This is a genomic window from Novosphingobium marinum (assembly GCF_013408095.1).
Classification (GTDB): domain Bacteria; phylum Pseudomonadota; class Alphaproteobacteria; order Sphingomonadales; family Sphingomonadaceae; genus Novosphingobium; species Novosphingobium marinum.
In genome coordinates, this window is sequence record NZ_JACBZF010000001.1 from 817806 (window position 1) to 834410 (window position 16605).

The following is a 16605-nucleotide window of genomic DNA, read 5'->3' on the forward strand; positions in this document are numbered from 1 at the left end:
GGGTGCGCGCCCCTTGGGGAGCCGCGCCACTAGGGCAGCCGGTTGGGGCTGTCAACAGCATTCGGAGCGTGCCCGCGAAATGCAATTTCTGTCGCTCATTTTGCATTTGTCACAGAGCGAGGAACCATAATCGGCAGAGCGGGTTGTCCTAGTGCTCGGCGAATAAAACAGAAAGTCGCTGCCATTCTACGGCTTTGTGTGACCGTCCCTCGTCGGAGCGACGAAAAGCGACTCGCAACAGAGGATCAATCCAATGGCTCGACTATTTCTGACACCCTTCACGATGGATGGCCCGACCCAGCTTGCATTCAATGCCACGCGGCTTACCGGCGAAGGCGATTTCCTGGGCGCGGAAGAAATCTATTTCACTTCGCTCACGGCGCTCAATGATTCAGGCGTCAACGCCGTGGCGCTGATCGGCTTCGACGACGACACCGACACGATCACCGTATCGATCCGGGCCGACGGCCTCGAGGCCGACCAGCTTCATCCGCAGCACATCCATGGCTTCATGGGCGACGATCCGGATGAAGCGATGCTTCCGACCATGGACGCCGATACCGATGGCGACGGCTTCATCGAACTGCTCGAAGCCGCGCCGAGCTACGGACCGGTCCTGCTGAGCCTGACCGACGACGGGATGGCGGATGCATTCCCGATGGCGGAAGACGGAACGATCTCGTTCACCGAGACCTATTCCCTGCCGATGCAGGATCTGGGCGACGACCCGATGCTCGACCTGCGCGAAATCGTGCTGCACGGCATGTCGGTCGACGGTTCGGCCGGTGACGGTACCGATGGCGAAATCGACGGCACCGCGGGCTACAAGGCGACGCTGCCGGTCGCCGCAGGCGAACTCGACATGATCGAGGACACCGATGGCCTGCTGACCGCACTGGGAATCGACGGTATCGATTTCGGCGGGTTCGGACCGCCGATGGGCGATGCCGGCATGACGATGGGCTGACCGCGAGCCCATCCCGAAACGCGAAACGCCCTGCCCTTGCGGCGGGGCGTTTTCGTTTGGGCAGGCAGGTCCGGGCGGGCCGTTAACCATATCTTTGCAGGCGCCGTGCCATTCCCGCCGGGTCACAGAGCAACCGGGGGAGCCGCCTTGCGCATGTCGATCGCCAGAGGCCTTGCAAGTTCGCTTGCTGTCGCCGCCTTCGCTTTTGCAGGGGTCGCCGAGGCCCGCGTGAGCACCGACAGTTCCGTCTATGTAGAGCGCGGATCGCGCGGCGACATGCGAACGTTGGAAAACGTCGACAGCCTTTCGCCGGGCGATCGCATCGTCACCATCGTGCGCTGGAAGCGGCAGGACGGCCGTGGCGGTTTCACCATCACCAATCCGCTTCCCGAGGCGGTGGCATACCAGTCGAGCGGACAGCCTTACGAGGAGGTCTCGGTCGATGGCGGCCGCACCTGGGGTCGCCTCGGCACCCTTCGCATCGGCACGCGGCTGGCCTCGCCCGAGGACGTGACGCACGTACGCTGGCACATCCCCGCGCGCCGTGCGGCGCAGGGTCGCGGCCAGATCGCCTACAGCGGGATCGTGCGCTAGAGCCTCAGCCTGCCAGCAGCAGCGCCGGTTTCTCGACCAGCTTCCTGAGGTCCTGCGCGAAGCTCGCCGCGTCGTAGCCGTCGACCACGCGGTGGTCGCAGCTCATCGAGATGTTCATCAGCTTGCGCTTCTCGACCCGCTCTCCGCCCATGCCGTCGGGTACGAACATCGGTCGCTCGACGATCCGGTTCGGACCGATGATCGCGACCTCGGGCCGGTTGATGACCGGCGTCGTTGCGACCCCGCCCATGGGACCGAGCGAAGTGATCGTGATCGTCGAGCCGGAAAGCTCCTCAGACCTAGCCGTACCGTCGCGCGCGGCTTCGGCGAGGCGGGCGATCTCGTTGGCAAGCTGCCACAGGTTGCGGTCCTGCGCATCGCGGATGACCGGGACCATTAGGCCCGCCGGTGTCTGCGTCGCCATGCCCATGTGCACCGCGCCCGAGCGTGAAACTATCCCCGCCTCGTCGTCGTAACGCGCATTGAGCATCGGGTATTTCGGGATCAGCCGGCAAATCGCGGTAACGAGGAACGGCAGCAGCGTCAGCTTGGGCCGCTCGCCCCGGTCCTCGTTCAGCTGCGCCCGCGCTTCTTCCAGCGCGGTCACGTCGAATTCCTCGACATAGGCGAAGTGCGGGATGTTGCGCTTGGCGGCCGCCATGTTCTCGGCGATGCGGCGGCGCAGGCCGATGACGCGGACGTCCTCGTCCCTGCCCTTCGTACCCGCAGGCTGGAAGCCGCCGGCCGCGCTGTACGAGATGAACGCATCGAGATCGGCATGCCGGATGCGGCCGTCCTCGGCGGGACGCACTTCGCCAAGGTCGATGCCGAGGTCGCGCGCGCGCTTGCGAACGGCAGGCGAGGCCAGGACCTTGGCGTCGCCCGCAGGTGCCGCCGGTCGCGCGGTTTCCTGCGACCTCTGCTTCGGCGGCGCAGGCGGTGCCGGGGCTGGTGCCGGAGCAGGAGCCGGCTCGGTCTGGCCCGCTGCCGCGATCACCTCGTCGACATCGCCCGCATCGGGCGTTTCCTCGTCGACGCGCTCTTCCAGCGTTTCTTCCTTTGCCGTTTCCTCCTTGCGGGCGCGCGGCTGTTCGGCCTCGTTCCCCTCGCCCTCGACCTCGATCACGACGAGCGGCGAGCCGATGGCGATCACGTCGCCCGTATCGCCGGCAACTTCGACGACGGTGCCCGAAACCGGGCTTTCCATCTCGACCGTCGCCTTGTCGGTCATCATGTCGGCGATGCGCGCGTCTTCCTCGACGGCGTCGCCTACCTTGACGTGCCAGGCGACGATCTCGGCCTCGGCGATGCCCTCGCCGATGTCGGGCAGGCGGAAGGTGTAGCGGCCCATCTTCAGGTCTCCATCAGCCGGTCGACGGCCTCGCCGATCCGCACCGGGCCGGGGAAGTAGGCCCACTCAAGGCTGTGCGGATAGGGTGTGTCGAACCCGGTCACGCGCTCGATCGGCGCTTCGAGGTGATAGAAGCAGCGCTCCTGGACCATCGCGGACAGTTCCGCGCCAAAGCCCGAGGTTCGCGTCGCCTCGTGTATGACGAGGCATTTGCCGGTCTTTTCCACCGACTTTTCCACAGCCTCGATATCGAGGGGGACCAGCGTGCGAAGGTCGATGATCTCGGCATCGACATCCTTTTCCTTCAGCACCGCCTCGGCGACGTGGACCATGGTGCCGTAGACGAGCACGGTCATCGCCGAACCCTCGCGCACCGTGCGCGCCTTGCCGAGCGGGATCGAGTAGTAACCTTCCGGAACCCGGCTGTCCGGATGGCTCTTCCAGCTTTTCGAGGGACTGTCGTAATAGCCGTCGAACGGGCCGTTGTAGATCCGCTTGGGCTCGAAGAAGATGACCGGATCGTTGTCCTCGATCGCGGCGATGAGCAGCCCCTTGGCATCGTGCGGGGTCGAGGGGATGACCGTCTTGAGGCCCGACACGTGGGTAAAGAGCGCCTCCGGGCTCTGGCTGTGAGTCTGCCCGCCGAAGATTCCGCCGCCGAAGGGCGAGCGCACCGTCATCGGCGCGACGAACTCGCCCGCCGAGCGGTAGCGCAGGCGCGCGGCTTCGGAAATGAGCTGGTCGAGACCGGGGTAGATGTAGTCGGCGAACTGGATCTCCGGCACCGGTCGCAGGCCGTATGCGCCCATGCCCACCGCGACGCCGATGATGCCGCATTCGCTGATCGGCGTATCGAACACGCGGGTCTTGCCGTACTTCTCCTGAAGCCCGGCGGTCGCGCGGAAAACGCCGCCGAAATAGCCGACGTCCTCGCCCATGACAACGACGTCGTGATCGCGCTCCATAATAATGTCGAGCGCGTCGTTGATCGCCTCGATCATGTTGAGGTTGCGGGCCGGCGCGTCGGCCAGCGAGACGGGTTCTTCCTCGATCATTGCTTCCAGTCCGGGAATTTCGTGCGCCGCTCGCGGATCGCCTGGTCGGCCTGCTCCTCGAGATGCCAGGGCAGGTCCTCGAAGACATCCTCGAACATGGTGTGGAACGGGTGGTGCAGGCCGTGGCCGAGGATGCCGTTCTTCTCAGCCTCCTTCGCCGCCGCCTTCACTTCCTCGGCGACTTCGCGGTCCATGTCGGCCTGCTGCTCCTCGGACCATTCGCCAAGCGCGATGAGGTGGCACTTCAGGCGGTTGACCGGGTCGCCGAGCGGCCATTCCTCGCGCTCCTGCGCCGAGCGATAGGCGGACGGATCGTCCGAGGTCGAATGCGCGTCGGCACGGTAGGTGAAGTGCTCGATCAGCGTCGGCCCCTGGTTGGAGCGTGCGCGGTTCGCCGCCCACTGCATCGCGGCAAAGACTGCGAGCGCGTCGTTGCCGTCCACCCGCAACCCGGCAATGCCGTAGCCGATGGCGCGCGCCGCGAACGTCGTCCGCTCGGCTCCGGCGAAACCGGAGAAACTCGAAATCGCCCACTGGTTGTTGACGATATTGAAGACCACCGGCGCGTTGTAGACGGCGGCGAAGGTCAGCGCGGAGTGGAAATCGCCCTCGGCGCTCGATCCCTCGCCGAGGAAGCTCGTCGCGATGCGCGTGTCGCCCTTGATCGCGCTCGCCATCGCCCAGCCCACTGCCTGCGGGTACTGCGTCGCGAGATTGCCCGAGATCGTGAAGAACGAATGCTCGCGCGAGGAGTACATGATCGGAAGCTGGCGCCCCTTCAGCTTGTCCGCGCGGTTCGAATAGATCTGGTTGCACATCTCGGACAGCGGGTAGCCGCGCGCGATGAGGATGCCCTGCTGGCGATAGCTGGGGAAGACCATGTCATCGTCGGCGAGCGCGAAGGCTGACGCGATCGACACCGCTTCCTCGCCCAGGCACTTCATGTAGAAACTCGTCTTGCCCTGCCGCTGTGCGCGATGGAGCCGGTCGTCGAAGGCGCGGGTCATCGCCATCGTGCGCAGCATCCGGCGCAGAGTGTCGGGATCGAGCCTCGGGTCCCATGGCCCTGTCGCGCGGTGCTCCCCGTCGAGCACCCGGACGAGGTCGGTACACAGCGGCCAGGTTTCGGCGGCCTCGCAATTCTCGTCGGGCCGCGGCTGCTTTCCGGCCTCGGGGATCGGGATGTGCGAATAGTCGACTTCGTCGCCGGGCCGGAATTTCGGTTCCGGAACGTGCAGGTCCAGCGGCGGCAGGTTACCGCGCGGCTTGCCTGTAGAATTCGGCCCGTCTGCCATGCCTCGCGCTCTCCCCGGCCCGTTGCGGTGCCGGCACATTATTCCACTAGCGCGATATAATATTACAAAGCTGGTCGAAGTCAATCAGACCGCGACCGGCGCCCTGATCGGTGCCTGCGGCGTGTAATCCACGACTTCGAAGTCCCCGATCGCGTAGTCGAAAATCGTCGGCGGTTTCCTCTGGAGGATAAGCCGCGGCTCGCCATCGGGTTCCCGCGAAAGCTGCTCGGTCACCAGGTGCTCGTGATTGAGGTAAAGGTGCGTGTCCCCCCCGCTCCAGACAAGGTGCCCGGGTTCGAGCCCGACCTGCTGCGCGATCATCCGGGTCAGCAGCGCCGCGCCGAACAGGTTGAACGGCAAGCCCAGCGCGACGTCGCAGCTTCGCTGGTAGAGCAGGCACGACAGCCGGTCGCCCGCGACGTGGAACTGGTAGGTCTTGTGACACGGCGGCAGCGCCATGCGGTCGAGCTCGGCAACGTTCCAACCCTCGACGATGTGGCGGCGGCTGCCGGGATTGTCGCGCAGCGATGCGATGACGCCGCTGACCTGGTCGATCCCCGGTCCGCGCCGGTAAAGGCCCTCGCCCGCCGGTTCGTACGTCGGCCAGTCGACCCACTGCTTGCCGTAGACCGGGCCGAGATCGCCCCACTCGCGCGCGAAATCCTCGTCCTCGCGGATGCGCTCGACGAAGGCGTCGAGGTCGAGGTCCTCGCCCGTCTCTCGCACGTAGCGCGCGTGCGGCCACTCGTTCCAGATCTTCACGCCCTGCAGCACGAGCGGTCGGATGTTCGTCTCGCCCGAAAGGAACCACAGCATCTCGCGCGCGGCGGTCTTCCAGTAGACGCGCTTGGTGGTGATGAGCGGGACGCGGTCGTTGCCGAGATCGAACCGGAGCGTCGCGCCGAACACCGAGCGGGTGCCGATGCCGGTGCGGTCGACGCGCTCGTCGCCCTCTTCCCAGATTCGGCGCATCAGGTCGAGGTACTGCCGCTCCCAGTGCGGCGTGTCGGCAGAATCGTTCGCGGGCGATGCGGTGGCCATGGCAACCCTGTTAAACTTGCGATTGCCCGCTTGCCACCCCGGCAATCGCCTTCTATAGGCCCGCTCCTGCCTCGCCGGCGCCCCAGCGCGCCGCGACGACCGGTCGGGGAGTAGCTCAGCCTGGTAGAGCACTGTCTTCGGGAGGCAGGGGCCGGAGGTTCGAATCCTCTCTCCCCGACCATTTTTCTCCAGCGTCAACGCAGCCCGGATCCTTTAAAAAGACAATCGTGAATGTTTTTTCCGGAAGCTTGACGCAGGTCAAGTTTGCGAGGGCGCCTGCGCGGTAATGCGGTCTCCGACAACGGGAGATTTGGCATGGATGTCACGTTCGAACAGACGCTTTACGAAGGCATGGCGGCCGAAAAGGCGCGCACCGGTCCGCCCGAGGGCTTTCCCCGGCTGCCGATGATCCCGGCGGCGCGCTACACCGATCCGGATTTCCTGGCGCTCGAGCAGAAGCACCTCTGGCAGGCGACGTGGCTTTACGCGCTGCATTCCGACGAGCTGCCCAATCCCGGCGACTATCGCATCTGGGACCGCACCGGATCGCCCATCGTTATCGTGCGCGGCAAGGACGGCGACATCCGCGCGTTCTACAACAGCTGCAGCCACCGCGGCGCACCGCTGGTCGAGAAGACCGAAGGCACCGCGCAGGGCTTTTTCTGCCGCTACCACGGCTGGACCTACGACTTGCAGGGCAACCTCAACGCCGTTCGCGAACTGCGCGACTTCCCCGATTTCGACAAGAGCTGTCACGGCCTGAAAGCCGTGCGGTGCGAGATGTTCGGCAACTGGGTGTTCATCAACGAGGACCCCGAGGCCGAGCCGCTTTCCGCGTTCCTCGGCGGCATTCCGCACGACTGGGAGAACCTCGAAGTCGAGAAGATGCGGCACATCCAGTCCGACAGCTTCGAGATCGGCTGCCAGGTCAAGGTGCTGATCGACGCCTTCCTCGAGACCTACCACCTGAAGTCGATCCACCCCAACACGGTGGACCGGTTCCTCGATTCGCGTTCGTCGTACATGAACCTGTGGACCCACGGGCACTCGATGATGACCACCGCACACCGCAACCCCGACTGGCGCGATCCGGGAGCGAAGGGCATGCCCGAGATCGACGGTGCGGAGGACATCTTCGAGCAGAACCCCTCGTACAACATCTTCCCGAACCTGGTGACGCCGCCGTCGAACACCGGAATGCCGATCCTGACGTTCTGGCCGAAAACCGAGCGAACCATGATCGTGGACGTGCACTGGTTCGGTCCGGAGGGTTCGGAAGGCCACCCGATGTGGCCGACGCGCATCTCCAACCTGGGCCGCATCCTCGAGGAGGACACGCAGTTCGCGCCGTCCATCCAGCGCTCGGTAGAGGCGAAGGGATTTGCCGGCCTCCACCTCTCCTACCAGGAGCGGCGGATCTATCACTGGCACCTCGAGCTCGACCGCAAGATCGGCGACGCGATGCCCGCGCACCTGCGCCTTCCTGACGTGCTGGCCGACTATGTCGAAGAACACTGAGACGGCGACCGCGCAGATGACCGCGACCTACCAGAAGCTGCTTGATGCGGACAGCCGGCAGGCCCCTGCCGGGTTGCGCGCGGAGCGCCCGGGCGACTTCGGTGCGGCACCGATCGAGGCCGAACGCTACATCTCGCAGGAATTCTTCGACCGCGAGGCGAAGGCGATCTGGCCGCATGTCTGGCAGATGGCCTGCCGCGAGGAGGACATTCCCGAAGTCGGCGACGTCCATGTCTACGACGTCGTCGATCACTCGATCCTCGTCGTGCGCTGCGGGCCGGACACGATCAGGGCCTATCCCAACTCGTGCCTGCACCGGGGACGCAAGCTGCTCGACGAGAGCGGCAGGGTCGAGGCCTTGCGCTGCACATTCCACGGGTGGAGCTGGGAACTGGGCGGCGAACTGAAGTCGCTGCCCTGCCGGCAGCAGTTCGCGGCCCTGAGCGACGAGGACCTTGCGCTGCCCGAAATCCGCGTCGGACGCTGGGGCGGGTTCGTATTCGTGAACCCCGATCCCGACGCACCGCCGCTTACGGACTATCTTGGCGTTCTTCCCGAGCATTTCGCCCGCTGGAAGCCGGAGGAGCGGTGGAAGGCCGTGCACGTCGCGCGCCGCATCCCGTGCAACTGGAAGGTCGCGCAGGAAGCCTTCATGGAGAGCTACCACGTCATTGCGACGCACCCGCAGATCCTGTCGGTATTCGACGATGTCGGCTCCGAATACGACATCTACGACGCGCACGTGAACCGCAACGTCGCCGCGTTCGGCGAACCGAGCCCGCACTTGCGCGACCGGCCTTCGGGCAGGGCCGTGGTCGAGGCGATGTTCGGCATGTGGGGCCGCGACGCGACGGACCTCGACGAGGACAGCGCCCTTCCCCCTCGCGAGATCCTCGGCGAAGCGGCGCGTTCGGCGATCGGACGCGCGGCGAAGACCGACCTCGACGCGGCGACCGATGCCGAGATGCTCGACGCGATCGTCTACAACGTCTTCCCGAACTTCGCGCCGTGGGGCGGCTTTGCGCCCAACATCGTCTACCGCTGGCTGCCCGACGGGCGCGACGTCGACAGCTGCATCATGGAAGTGATGATCCTGAAGCCCGTCCCGCCCGGCACCGAAAAGCCGCGCGGCGTTCCGGTTCACTGGCTCGGCGAGGACGAGCCCTGGGTGAATGCCACCGAACTCCCGATCCTGGGCGCGGTGATCGACCAGGACATGGGCAACATGCCCTCGGTCCAGTCGGGTCTGAAGGCCAGCGGCACCGGCAAGGTCCACCTTGCGACCTACATGGAAAGCAGGATCCGCCACTTCCACGCGACGCTCGACAGGTACATGGCCGCCCTTGACGGATAGCCGCCCGAAGGCCGAACCCTTCGCATGACGAATCCAAAACGCGAAGGGAGAGGGCGATGGCCGGACTGAAGATCGAGCGCGAAGGCGCGGTTGTGGTGCTGACCATCGACCGCGAGGAAGCGCGCAACGCGCTCGATGCCGCAACCTCGCACGCGCTCGACACAGCGATCACCGAGGCCGAGGCTGACGATTCGGTCGGCGCGATGATCGTCACCGGCACCGGTGAACGCGCCTTCTGCGCCGGCATGGACCTCAAGGAAGCGGCGCGGATCGGCGCTGGGCACGGCCTCATCCCGGGTCGCGGTTTCGGGGGCATCACCGAGCGCAAGCGAACCAAGCCGCTGATCGCAGCGATCAACGGTACCGCCGTCGCCGGCGGGTTCGAGATCATGATGGCGTGCGACATGGTCTTCGCCGCCGCGCACGCGCACATGGGAGTCAGCGAAGTAAAGCGCGGCCTGTTCGCCTTCGCGGGCGGCATCCAGCGGCTGGCGCAGCAGGTCCCTCGCGCCACCGCACTGGCGATGATCATGACCGGGGAACTGCTTCCCGCCCGCCGTCTCTACGAACTGGGCATCGTGACCGAAGTCGTGCCGGGAGAGCAGCTGCGTCAGCATACCCTCGACGTGGTGCAGTCGATGCTGGAAAACAGCTGGCAGGCGATCAACAACGGCAGGCATCTCTACGAGCTGTCGACCGGCATGGACATCGACCAGGCGCTCGCCGTGGGCAACGCCTGGGGCAAGGCCACGCTCGACAGTACCGCAAGCCGCGAGGGCGTTGCGGCCTATGCGGAGAAGCGAGGCGCACGATTCGGCGACGGATAGCGCCTCATGCCCGACCGCCCGGAAAAATAACGTTCAAACATGATTGTTTTTTTGCTAGAGTCTCGCAAAAGCAGACGACCGCCTGAGGGAGATACGCAAGGATGCTCGACCTGGTAACCGACCAGCGCCCCGAAAACGACTTCGCGCGCATGGATTTCGAGCGCGAACGCAAGGACCCGCCCGAGGGGTTTCCCAAGCTGCCCGACATTCCGGGCAAGCGTTACGTCGATCCCGAGTTCCTCCGCCTCGAAAAGGAGGAGATGTGGGACAAGGCGTGGCTCTACGCGGGCCATGTCGACCAGCTGCCCAACAAGGGAAGCTGGTTCCTGACGCGCAACACTGGCTCGCCCGTGATCGTCGTGCGCACGCTCAAGGACGAGATCAAGGCCTACTACAACACCTGCCAGCATCGCGGCGCGCCGCTCGTGAAAGAGGAATCCGGCGAGGATCGCGGCTTCGTGTGCGGTTATCACGGCTGGAGCTACACCCTCGACGGCAAGCTGACCGCGGTCCGCGACAAGCGCGACTTCGTCGACCTCGATTTCTCGTGCCGCTCGCTCGTCCCGGTGCGCTGCGAACTTCTGGGCTCGCTGATCTTCCTCAACCAGGACGAGGATGCGCAGCCGCTGATGGAACACATCGGCCCGATGGCCCAGCAGCTGGAGCAGTTCCAGCTCGAGAAGCTGCGGCTTGTCGACAGTCGCAGCTACGACGTGGACTGCAACGTCAAGGTGCTCCTCGACGCGTTCCTGGAAGTCTATCACCTGAAGTCGATCCACGTCGACACGGTCGACCGCTTCCTCGATCACCGCGCGATGATCGCCACGCTCTGGCCCAACGGGCACAGCCGCATGGCGACCCCGAACCGGCGCGACGACTGGGTCGATCCGGGCACGAAAGGCATGCCGGAAATCCCGACGGTCAACGACTTCCCGGCCAAGAACAACGTCAGCTACCAGATCTACCCGAACTTCGTGATGCCGGCAGCGCCCACGGGCATTCCCATCCTGCAGTTCTGGCCAATGGGTCCGAAGAAGTCGCGCGTCGTGTCGAGCTGGCTTGCGCCCGACTACGATCCGGAGAACCCGCACCCGCTGTGGCCGACGCGCCTCTCCAACTGGGAGCGCATCCTCTACGAGGACCTGCAGTTCGCACCGCAGATTCAGGAATCGCTCGAAAGCCCCGGCTTCAAGGGCATGCCGCTCAATTACCAGGAGCGCCGCATCTATCACTGGCACGAGGAACTCGACCGCCGCATCGGCCTAAACCGGGTGCCCGGGGATGCGCGGGTCGAACAGGTGCTCGAACCCTGGGTCCAGAAGGACTGAGGCGAAAAACAACGACAATCGGGAGAGGAACGGGAAATGGCTGACCTTACCGGCAAGGTCGCCGTCGTCATGGGCGCGGCGAACAAGGACAACATGGCGCAGGTCATCGCCAGGCGCCTTGCCGCCGATGGCGCGAAGCTGGTCGTCGCGGGGCGCAAGCCCGAGCATCTCGAGGCGCTTGCAAAGGAACTGGGCGGCGTCGCGGTGCCCGATTGCGACCTGACCAGCGAGGAGGACCTGAAGCGCCTGACCGACGCGGCTGTCGACAAGTTCGGCGGCCTCGACATCGCTGTGAACGCGACTGGCTGGGGCCTGCTCAAGCCCTTTCTCGACAACACCAAGGAAGAGATCGAGAAGATGGTCGCGCTCCAGTTCACGGGCGCGTTCCTGTTCTACCAGGCGATGCTGCGGGCGATGAACGACGGCGGATCGCTGATCCAGATCACCTCGGCAACGGCGACCATCATGCTCGAGGACCACGCCGCCTACATGGGCACCAAGGCGGGCGCCGATCACGTCATTCGCTGCATCGCCAACGAGTTCGGCCATCGCGGCATTCGCGCCAACTCGGTCGCGCCGGGCTTCACGGTCACCCCGATGACCGAGGGCGCCGCCGCCAATCCCGCCATCGTGCAGAGTTTCGAGAAGGAGTACCCGCTCGGTCGTGTCGGAACGAGCGAGGATATCGCAGAAGCGGTGTCATGGCTGTGCGGCGACAACTGCTTCGTGACCGGACAGGTCATCCAGGCCAACGGCGGGCTGACGCTCCGCCGCAATCCGACCAACAGGGAAATCCGCACGGCGGTGAAGGCGGCACGCGCGGCGAGCCAGGCATGATCCGCGGCGTCCACCACCTCGCGATCTCGACGCCCGACCTCGACCGCTTCATCGACCATTACGAGCGCTGGTTCGGGTTCGAGCGCGCGGGCGAAGGCGGCTGGGAGACCGGCAACGAGCGGATCGACACGATGGTCGGCCTGAAGGACAGCAAGGCCCGCTACGCGATGATCCGGCTCGGCAACCTGCACATCGAGGTCTTCGAGTATTCGAGCAACGACCCGCAGGACATGCGGCCACGGATGTGCGACCGGGGACTGACGCACCTGTGCCTCTACTGCGACGACGTCTTCGCCGAGTACGAGCGGCTGAAGGACCTTGGCATGGAGTTCAATTGCCCGCCGGGCGGATCGGGAATGACCCGCGCGACCTATGGCCGCGATTGCGACGGCAACGTCGTCGAACTCCTCCAGATCGTCGACCCGGAGTGCGGTTTCCACTTCGAAAAGCAGGTCGGCGCGGCTTGATCGCCGGCACCGGCGCGCTAGGGCTGGAGGCGTGAGCCGTACCGAACAGATGACCGCGCAACGCGGCGCGAACCCCTACCCCGACGATCCGGCGGTCGAGCGACGCCGGGCCTACGATTTCGAGGCGGTCGGGACCGACCGTTTCCGCGTGGAGCCATGGCCGAGCGGCCTCCTGCGTCACTACGGCGGCATGGTCCTTTCGCAGTGTCTTGCCGCCGCGCAGGAGACGGTCTCGCCCGAAAAGTCCGCGCACAGCCTTCACGCCTATTTCCTCAAGCCCGGCCTTGTCGACGAGCCGCTCGACATCGCGGTTTCGCGCGAAACCGACGGTCGCAGCTTCGCGATGCGCCAGGTCCGGATGACGCAGGGCGGCAAGCCGGTGATGAACCTCATGGCCTCCTTCCAGATCGACGAGGATTCCGCCGACTACCTGCCCGCCGGGCCGACCGATCTCCCGGAACCCGAGGGCCTGGAGAACATCTTCGACATCGTCGGGAGGCTGGGCGATGACCTCGTCAGGCGGCACCGTCCCTTCTGGCTGAGGCGGCATCCGGTCGACTGGCGTCCCGTCGAGCCGTTCGATTTCCGCAAGGTCGAGAAGTCCGAAAGACCGCGTCACTACTGGTTCCGCTTCTACGAACCGCCGGGCGGGGACCTTCGCATCAACCAGCGCCTGCTGGCCTACGCGTCCGACCTCCACGTCCTTCATGCGGGCATGCAGCCGATGGGGATCGCGCCAGGCAACGACCACCTGCAACCGTCCAGCCTCGACCACGCGATGTGGTTCCATGCGCCGTTCGTTCTCGACGACTGGATGATCTACCGGCTCGAACCCGTGGCCGCGAGCAACTCGCGCGCGTTGGGGCGCGGCAGCATTTTCACGCGCGAGGGGCGCCTGGTCGCGACGACGCTCCAGCAGGGCCTGGCGCGATTGCTCGAGGAAAAGCGGACGGCATCGCTATGAACGGAACATCCTTCGTCGCACGCGAACCGTACCGTACCTTCGAGGACCTCGAGGTGGGCGAATTTCGCAAGTCGTCCCCGCGCACCGTGACACAGGACGAAATCGTCGAGTTCGCTCGCTCCTACGATCCCCAGTGGTTCCATGCCGACCCCGAAAGCGCGAAGGAATCGGTTTTCGGCGAAGTCGTGGCAAGCGGCATTCACGTGCTCGCCATGTGGCGGCAGATGGACCACGAGATCAACTGGGACATCGACCACGTCTGCGGGATCGGCTGGGACGAACTGCGCCTCAAGCGCGCGGTCAGGGCAGGCGACGTCATTCACGTGACCAGCGAGATCGTGGAGCTTAATCCGTCGAAGTCGCGTGACGACAGGGGCACCGCCCTCACCCGCTATGCCGTCGTGCTCGAGGACGGGACCGAGTGCGTCACCTTCACCAGCATCAACCTCGTCTACACTCGCGAAGGCCGGGAACGCCGCGCTCGGAGCTAGGCGGAGCCGAACCCGCGCCCGAGCATGTCGTCGTAGGCCGCCAGCGCGCGGCGCAGGAAGAACACCGCCAGCAGCGACGATAATCCGCATGCGATCGCGACCGACAGTCCCACCTTGCTTTCGTCCTGCAACACGAAATCGGTGATCAGCGCGACGATCGTCGGCGCTGCCCCCAGCCCGATGACGCTGACGATGAAGACATAGACCGCAGACGACATGCCGCGCATGCGATTGGGCGTGACCAGCTGGAGCGCCGATGATGCCAGCGCCATCGGCAGCGAGTAGACGAAGCTCGCCGCGCCCGCGATCGCGAGCACCGCGACATAGCTGTTCGCCAGCGCCAGCAGGCCCGAAAGCAGGACAAGCGTACCGGCGACGAACACCGGCACGACCATCAGCGCATCGCGCCGCCCGCGCTTCTTGATGAGCCTTGCGACCCACGGCCCGGTCAGGACGCCGAGCGAACCGCCCAGCAGCACCAGCACGCCGTAGTGCAGTCCGACCGTAGACGCCGCGACCTCGAACTTGCGCATCAGAAGCGCAGGCATCCACGACGGGTAGGCATAGAGCACGAAGATGATGCCGGTCATGCCGAGATAGAAATTGAGGTAGAACGCCCGCTCGTCCGAGAACCGCTTGCGCACCTCGGCAAGCGACATGGTCTCGCCGGCGGTTTCGCCGGCGAGCATCCTGCGCTCCGGTTCCTTCACGAACGCGATGCAGATCGCGGCAAGGACGAAGCCCGGAACGGCGGCGGCTAGGAACACGATCTGCCAGGGTTCGAATGCACCGATGTCCGAGCCTGCCGCGAGGTCGAGGATCAGGCCGCCGAAGATCAGCGCAAGTCCGCCGCCGAGATAGGGTCCCATCAGGTAGACGCTGAGCGCGCGCGGCGTGGCTTCGGGCGGAAACCGGTCCATGATCATCGACCATGCGGCCGGGGTCAGGCTGGCCTCCGCCCCGCCGACGGTGAAGCGTCCGGCGAAAAGCTGCCAGTAGCTGCGCGCAAGGCCACAGAATGCGGTCCCGACGCTCCACAGGACAATGCCCAGCGCAACGAGATTGCGTCGGTTACCGGTGTCAGTCAGTCGCCCGAAAACCGGGCTGAACAGGACGTAGGCACCGGTAAAGGCAAGCCCCTGCAACAGGCTCAGCCGCGTGTCCGACAGATCGAAGCTGAGCTTGAGCGGCTCGACAAGCAGGTTCAGCACCTGCCGGTCGATGAAGCTCACCGTGTAGGCGGCGGTGAGGATCGCCACCATCGTCCATGCACCGCGCTCGACGCCTCTCGGCACACTTTCGATGGGCGTGGTTTCAGGCAAACCCGTCAGCGGCGCTGGTCGAAGCGGCGGCCCAGCATCGCGCCGGCGATATTCGTCTTCTGGATGTCGATCGCGCCGCCCGCGATGCCCCAGCCCCACGAATCGCGCAGGCGCCGCTCCATCGGGAAGTCCTTAGAATAACCGTATGCGCCCATGAGCTGCAGCGCATCGCCGGTTACTTCGCGCGAGATCGAGTTGGCAAAGCACTTGCCGGTCGAGCTGTGGAGGATCGAGGGCAGGCCGTCCTCTGCAAGCGATGCCGCCCGCCAGATGAGCAGGCGCGCCGCCTCCACCTTCATGTGCATCTCGGCGAGCTTGAGCTGCACGGCCTGGAATTCGGCGATGGCCTTGCCGAACTGCTTGCGCTCCTGGACATAGTCGCACACGTCCTCGAGCGCGCCCGACGCCTGCGCCAGCGACATGGTCGCGTTGCCGCAGCGTTCGAGGTCGAATGCCTCCATCAGCTTCTTGAAGCCGCCTGCCGGCACGATGATGTTCCCGACCGGAATCTCGCAATCGTCGAAATTGAGGTCGGAGGACGGTACGCCGCGAAACCCCATGAGGTTCTCGTTGGGTCCGAAAGAGAGGCCGGGCGCGTCCTTCTCGACGAGAACCGCGCCGATGCCTTTGGCCCCCGGATCGTCCGAGAGGCGCACGTAGACGACGTAGGCATCGGCATGGCCGCCGCCCGAACACCAGCGCTTGGTGCCGTTGATGACGACCTTGTCACCCTTGACTACGCCCTTGGTCTTGAGGTCGGTCAGCGCCGATCCGGCGTCGGGTTCCGACATCGATACGGCAACGACCATGTCGCCCGAGCAGACGGCCGGGACGACGCGCTTCTTCAGCGCATCGGAGCCGAAGTGCTCGATCGCGCGCACAGGACCGACCGAGGATTCGAAGACCGGAAAACCGACTGCCGACGAGATCTTGCCGAATTCCTCGAGCACGACGAGCGCCTCGATATTGCCGAGGCCGAGCCCGCCGAGATCGCTCGACACGTTGATGCCGAGGAAACCTAGTTCGGCGAACTGCTTTACGAGCGCGCGGCTCGGCGGCTTGTTGTCGCGTTCCAGCTCGGCAGCGATCGCGGGCAGTTCGGCCCTTGCGTACTCGCGCGCGGCGTCTCTCAGCTGCTGCTGATCTTCGGTCAGCTGGAAATTCATTCCTGTCGGTCCTCCCCGTTTCGGCCGC

The 16605-nt window shown here is 65.4% G+C and carries 16 protein-coding genes and 1 tRNA gene; 11 read left to right on the plus strand and 6 right to left on the minus strand.

Annotated features, from left to right (window positions below; genetic code table 11):
* Positions 1-253 precede the first annotated feature (253 nt).
* Positions 254-967 carry a hypothetical protein gene (locus FHS75_RS03935; RefSeq protein WP_179406388.1) on the plus strand — a complete coding sequence of 238 codons (714 nt, stop codon included), beginning with the start codon at positions 254-256 and terminating at the stop codon, positions 965-967.
* Positions 968-1120: 153 nt separating this feature from the next.
* Complete coding sequence (locus FHS75_RS03940; protein ID WP_179406389.1) at positions 1121-1561, plus strand: hypothetical protein; 441 nt, start codon at positions 1121-1123, stop codon at positions 1559-1561.
* A 4-nt stretch (positions 1562-1565) separates the two neighbouring features.
* Here FHS75_RS03940 and FHS75_RS03945 read toward each other — a convergent pair whose 3' ends face one another.
* From FHS75_RS03945 to thyA, 4 genes are all read right to left on the minus strand, one after another.
* Positions 1566-2912 carry a dihydrolipoamide acetyltransferase family protein gene (locus FHS75_RS03945; protein ID WP_179406390.1) on the minus strand — a complete coding sequence of 449 codons (1347 nt, stop codon included), beginning with the start codon at positions 2910-2912 and terminating at the stop codon, positions 1566-1568.
* A gap of 2 nt (positions 2913-2914) precedes the next feature.
* Positions 2915-3967, minus strand: a complete 1053-nt coding sequence (locus tag FHS75_RS03950) for an alpha-ketoacid dehydrogenase subunit beta (RefSeq protein ID WP_179406391.1) — start codon at positions 3965-3967, stop codon at positions 2915-2917.
* Positions 3964-5262 carry a 3-methyl-2-oxobutanoate dehydrogenase (2-methylpropanoyl-transferring) subunit alpha gene (locus FHS75_RS03955; RefSeq protein WP_179406392.1) on the minus strand — a complete coding sequence of 433 codons (1299 nt, stop codon included), beginning with the start codon at positions 5260-5262 and terminating at the stop codon, positions 3964-3966. Before FHS75_RS03955 ends, FHS75_RS03950 begins: the two co-directional genes overlap by 4 nt.
* 84 nt (positions 5263-5346) lie before the next feature.
* Positions 5347-6303, minus strand: coding sequence for a thymidylate synthase (gene thyA / locus FHS75_RS03960; RefSeq protein ID WP_179406393.1), 957 nt, complete (start codon positions 6301-6303; stop codon positions 5347-5349).
* A gap of 104 nt (positions 6304-6407) precedes the next feature.
* Here thyA and FHS75_RS03965 point away from each other — a divergent pair.
* The 9 genes from FHS75_RS03965 (at position 6408) to FHS75_RS04005 (ending at position 14089) form a co-directional block, all read left to right on the plus strand.
* Positions 6408-6484: transfer RNA gene (locus tag FHS75_RS03965), tRNA-Pro, on the plus strand.
* A 134-nt stretch (positions 6485-6618) separates the two neighbouring features.
* On the plus strand, positions 6619-7821 hold the full coding sequence (locus FHS75_RS03970) for an aromatic ring-hydroxylating oxygenase subunit alpha (protein WP_179406394.1): 1203 nt from the start codon (positions 6619-6621) through the stop codon (positions 7819-7821).
* Positions 7805-9175, plus strand: a complete 1371-nt coding sequence (locus FHS75_RS03975; RefSeq protein ID WP_229735480.1) for an aromatic ring-hydroxylating oxygenase subunit alpha — start codon at positions 7805-7807, stop codon at positions 9173-9175. The genes FHS75_RS03970 and FHS75_RS03975 overlap by 17 nt, the downstream gene beginning before the upstream one ends.
* 56 nt (positions 9176-9231) lie before the next feature.
* A complete protein-coding gene (locus tag FHS75_RS03980; RefSeq protein WP_179406395.1) occupies positions 9232-10002 on the plus strand; it encodes an enoyl-CoA hydratase/isomerase family protein in 771 nt (256 codons plus the stop codon).
* A 101-nt stretch (positions 10003-10103) separates the two neighbouring features.
* The gene (locus FHS75_RS03985; RefSeq protein WP_179406396.1) at positions 10104-11330 is read left to right on the plus strand and encodes an aromatic ring-hydroxylating oxygenase subunit alpha; all 1227 of its coding nucleotides are present in this window, start codon (positions 10104-10106) and stop codon (positions 11328-11330) included.
* Positions 11331-11366: 36 nt separating this feature from the next.
* A complete protein-coding gene (locus FHS75_RS03990; RefSeq protein ID WP_179406397.1) occupies positions 11367-12167 on the plus strand; it encodes an SDR family oxidoreductase in 801 nt (266 codons plus the stop codon).
* Positions 12164-12634, plus strand: a complete 471-nt coding sequence (locus tag FHS75_RS03995) for a VOC family protein (protein ID WP_179406398.1) — start codon at positions 12164-12166, stop codon at positions 12632-12634. The genes FHS75_RS03990 and FHS75_RS03995 overlap by 4 nt, the downstream gene beginning before the upstream one ends.
* Before the next feature lie 31 nt (positions 12635-12665).
* Entirely contained in the window at positions 12666-13598 is a 933-nt protein-coding gene (locus FHS75_RS04000; protein ID WP_229735481.1) for an acyl-CoA thioesterase, read from the plus strand.
* Complete coding sequence (locus tag FHS75_RS04005; protein WP_179406399.1) at positions 13595-14089, plus strand: MaoC/PaaZ C-terminal domain-containing protein; 495 nt, start codon at positions 13595-13597, stop codon at positions 14087-14089. The genes FHS75_RS04000 and FHS75_RS04005 overlap by 4 nt, the downstream gene beginning before the upstream one ends.
* Here the strand turns inward: FHS75_RS04005 and FHS75_RS04010 are convergent.
* Positions 14086-15384, minus strand: a complete 1299-nt coding sequence (locus FHS75_RS04010) for a spinster family MFS transporter (protein ID WP_179406400.1) — start codon at positions 15382-15384, stop codon at positions 14086-14088. The two genes, FHS75_RS04005 and FHS75_RS04010, sit on opposite strands and share 4 nt — an antisense overlap.
* Before the next feature lie 32 nt (positions 15385-15416).
* Positions 15417-16577 carry an acyl-CoA dehydrogenase family protein gene (locus tag FHS75_RS04015; RefSeq protein ID WP_179406401.1) on the minus strand — a complete coding sequence of 387 codons (1161 nt, stop codon included), beginning with the start codon at positions 16575-16577 and terminating at the stop codon, positions 15417-15419.
* Positions 16578-16605 lie beyond the last annotated feature (28 nt).

Bases quoted from the DNA above. Each gene is read 5' to 3' on its own strand.
- FHS75_RS03940 (WP_179406389.1), top strand. From the start codon at position 1,121: ATGTCGATCGCCAGAGGCCTTGCAAGTTCGCTTGCTGTCGCCGCCTTC.
- FHS75_RS03935 (WP_179406388.1), top strand. From the start codon at position 254: ATGGCTCGACTATTTCTGACACCCTTCACGATGGATGGCCCGACCCAG.
- FHS75_RS03985 (WP_179406396.1), top strand. From the start codon at position 10,104: ATGCTCGACCTGGTAACCGACCAGCGCCCCGAAAACGACTTCGCGCGC.
- thyA (WP_179406393.1), bottom strand. From the start codon at position 6,303: ATGGCCACCGCATCGCCCGCGAACGATTCTGCCGACACGCCGCACTGG.
- FHS75_RS03990 (WP_179406397.1), top strand. From the start codon at position 11,367: ATGGCTGACCTTACCGGCAAGGTCGCCGTCGTCATGGGCGCGGCGAAC.
- FHS75_RS03945 (WP_179406390.1), bottom strand. From the start codon at position 2,912: ATGGGCCGCTACACCTTCCGCCTGCCCGACATCGGCGAGGGCATCGCC.
- FHS75_RS04005 (WP_179406399.1), top strand. From the start codon at position 13,595: ATGAACGGAACATCCTTCGTCGCACGCGAACCGTACCGTACCTTCGAG.
- FHS75_RS03995 (WP_179406398.1), top strand. From the start codon at position 12,164: ATGATCCGCGGCGTCCACCACCTCGCGATCTCGACGCCCGACCTCGAC.
- FHS75_RS03975 (WP_229735480.1), top strand. From the start codon at position 7,805: ATGTCGAAGAACACTGAGACGGCGACCGCGCAGATGACCGCGACCTAC.
- FHS75_RS03970 (WP_179406394.1), top strand. From the start codon at position 6,619: ATGGATGTCACGTTCGAACAGACGCTTTACGAAGGCATGGCGGCCGAA.
- FHS75_RS03955 (WP_179406392.1), bottom strand. From the start codon at position 5,262: ATGGCAGACGGGCCGAATTCTACAGGCAAGCCGCGCGGTAACCTGCCG.
- FHS75_RS03950 (WP_179406391.1), bottom strand. From the start codon at position 3,967: ATGATCGAGGAAGAACCCGTCTCGCTGGCCGACGCGCCGGCCCGCAAC.
- FHS75_RS04015 (WP_179406401.1), bottom strand. From the start codon at position 16,577: ATGAATTTCCAGCTGACCGAAGATCAGCAGCAGCTGAGAGACGCCGCG.
- FHS75_RS03980 (WP_179406395.1), top strand. From the start codon at position 9,232: ATGGCCGGACTGAAGATCGAGCGCGAAGGCGCGGTTGTGGTGCTGACC.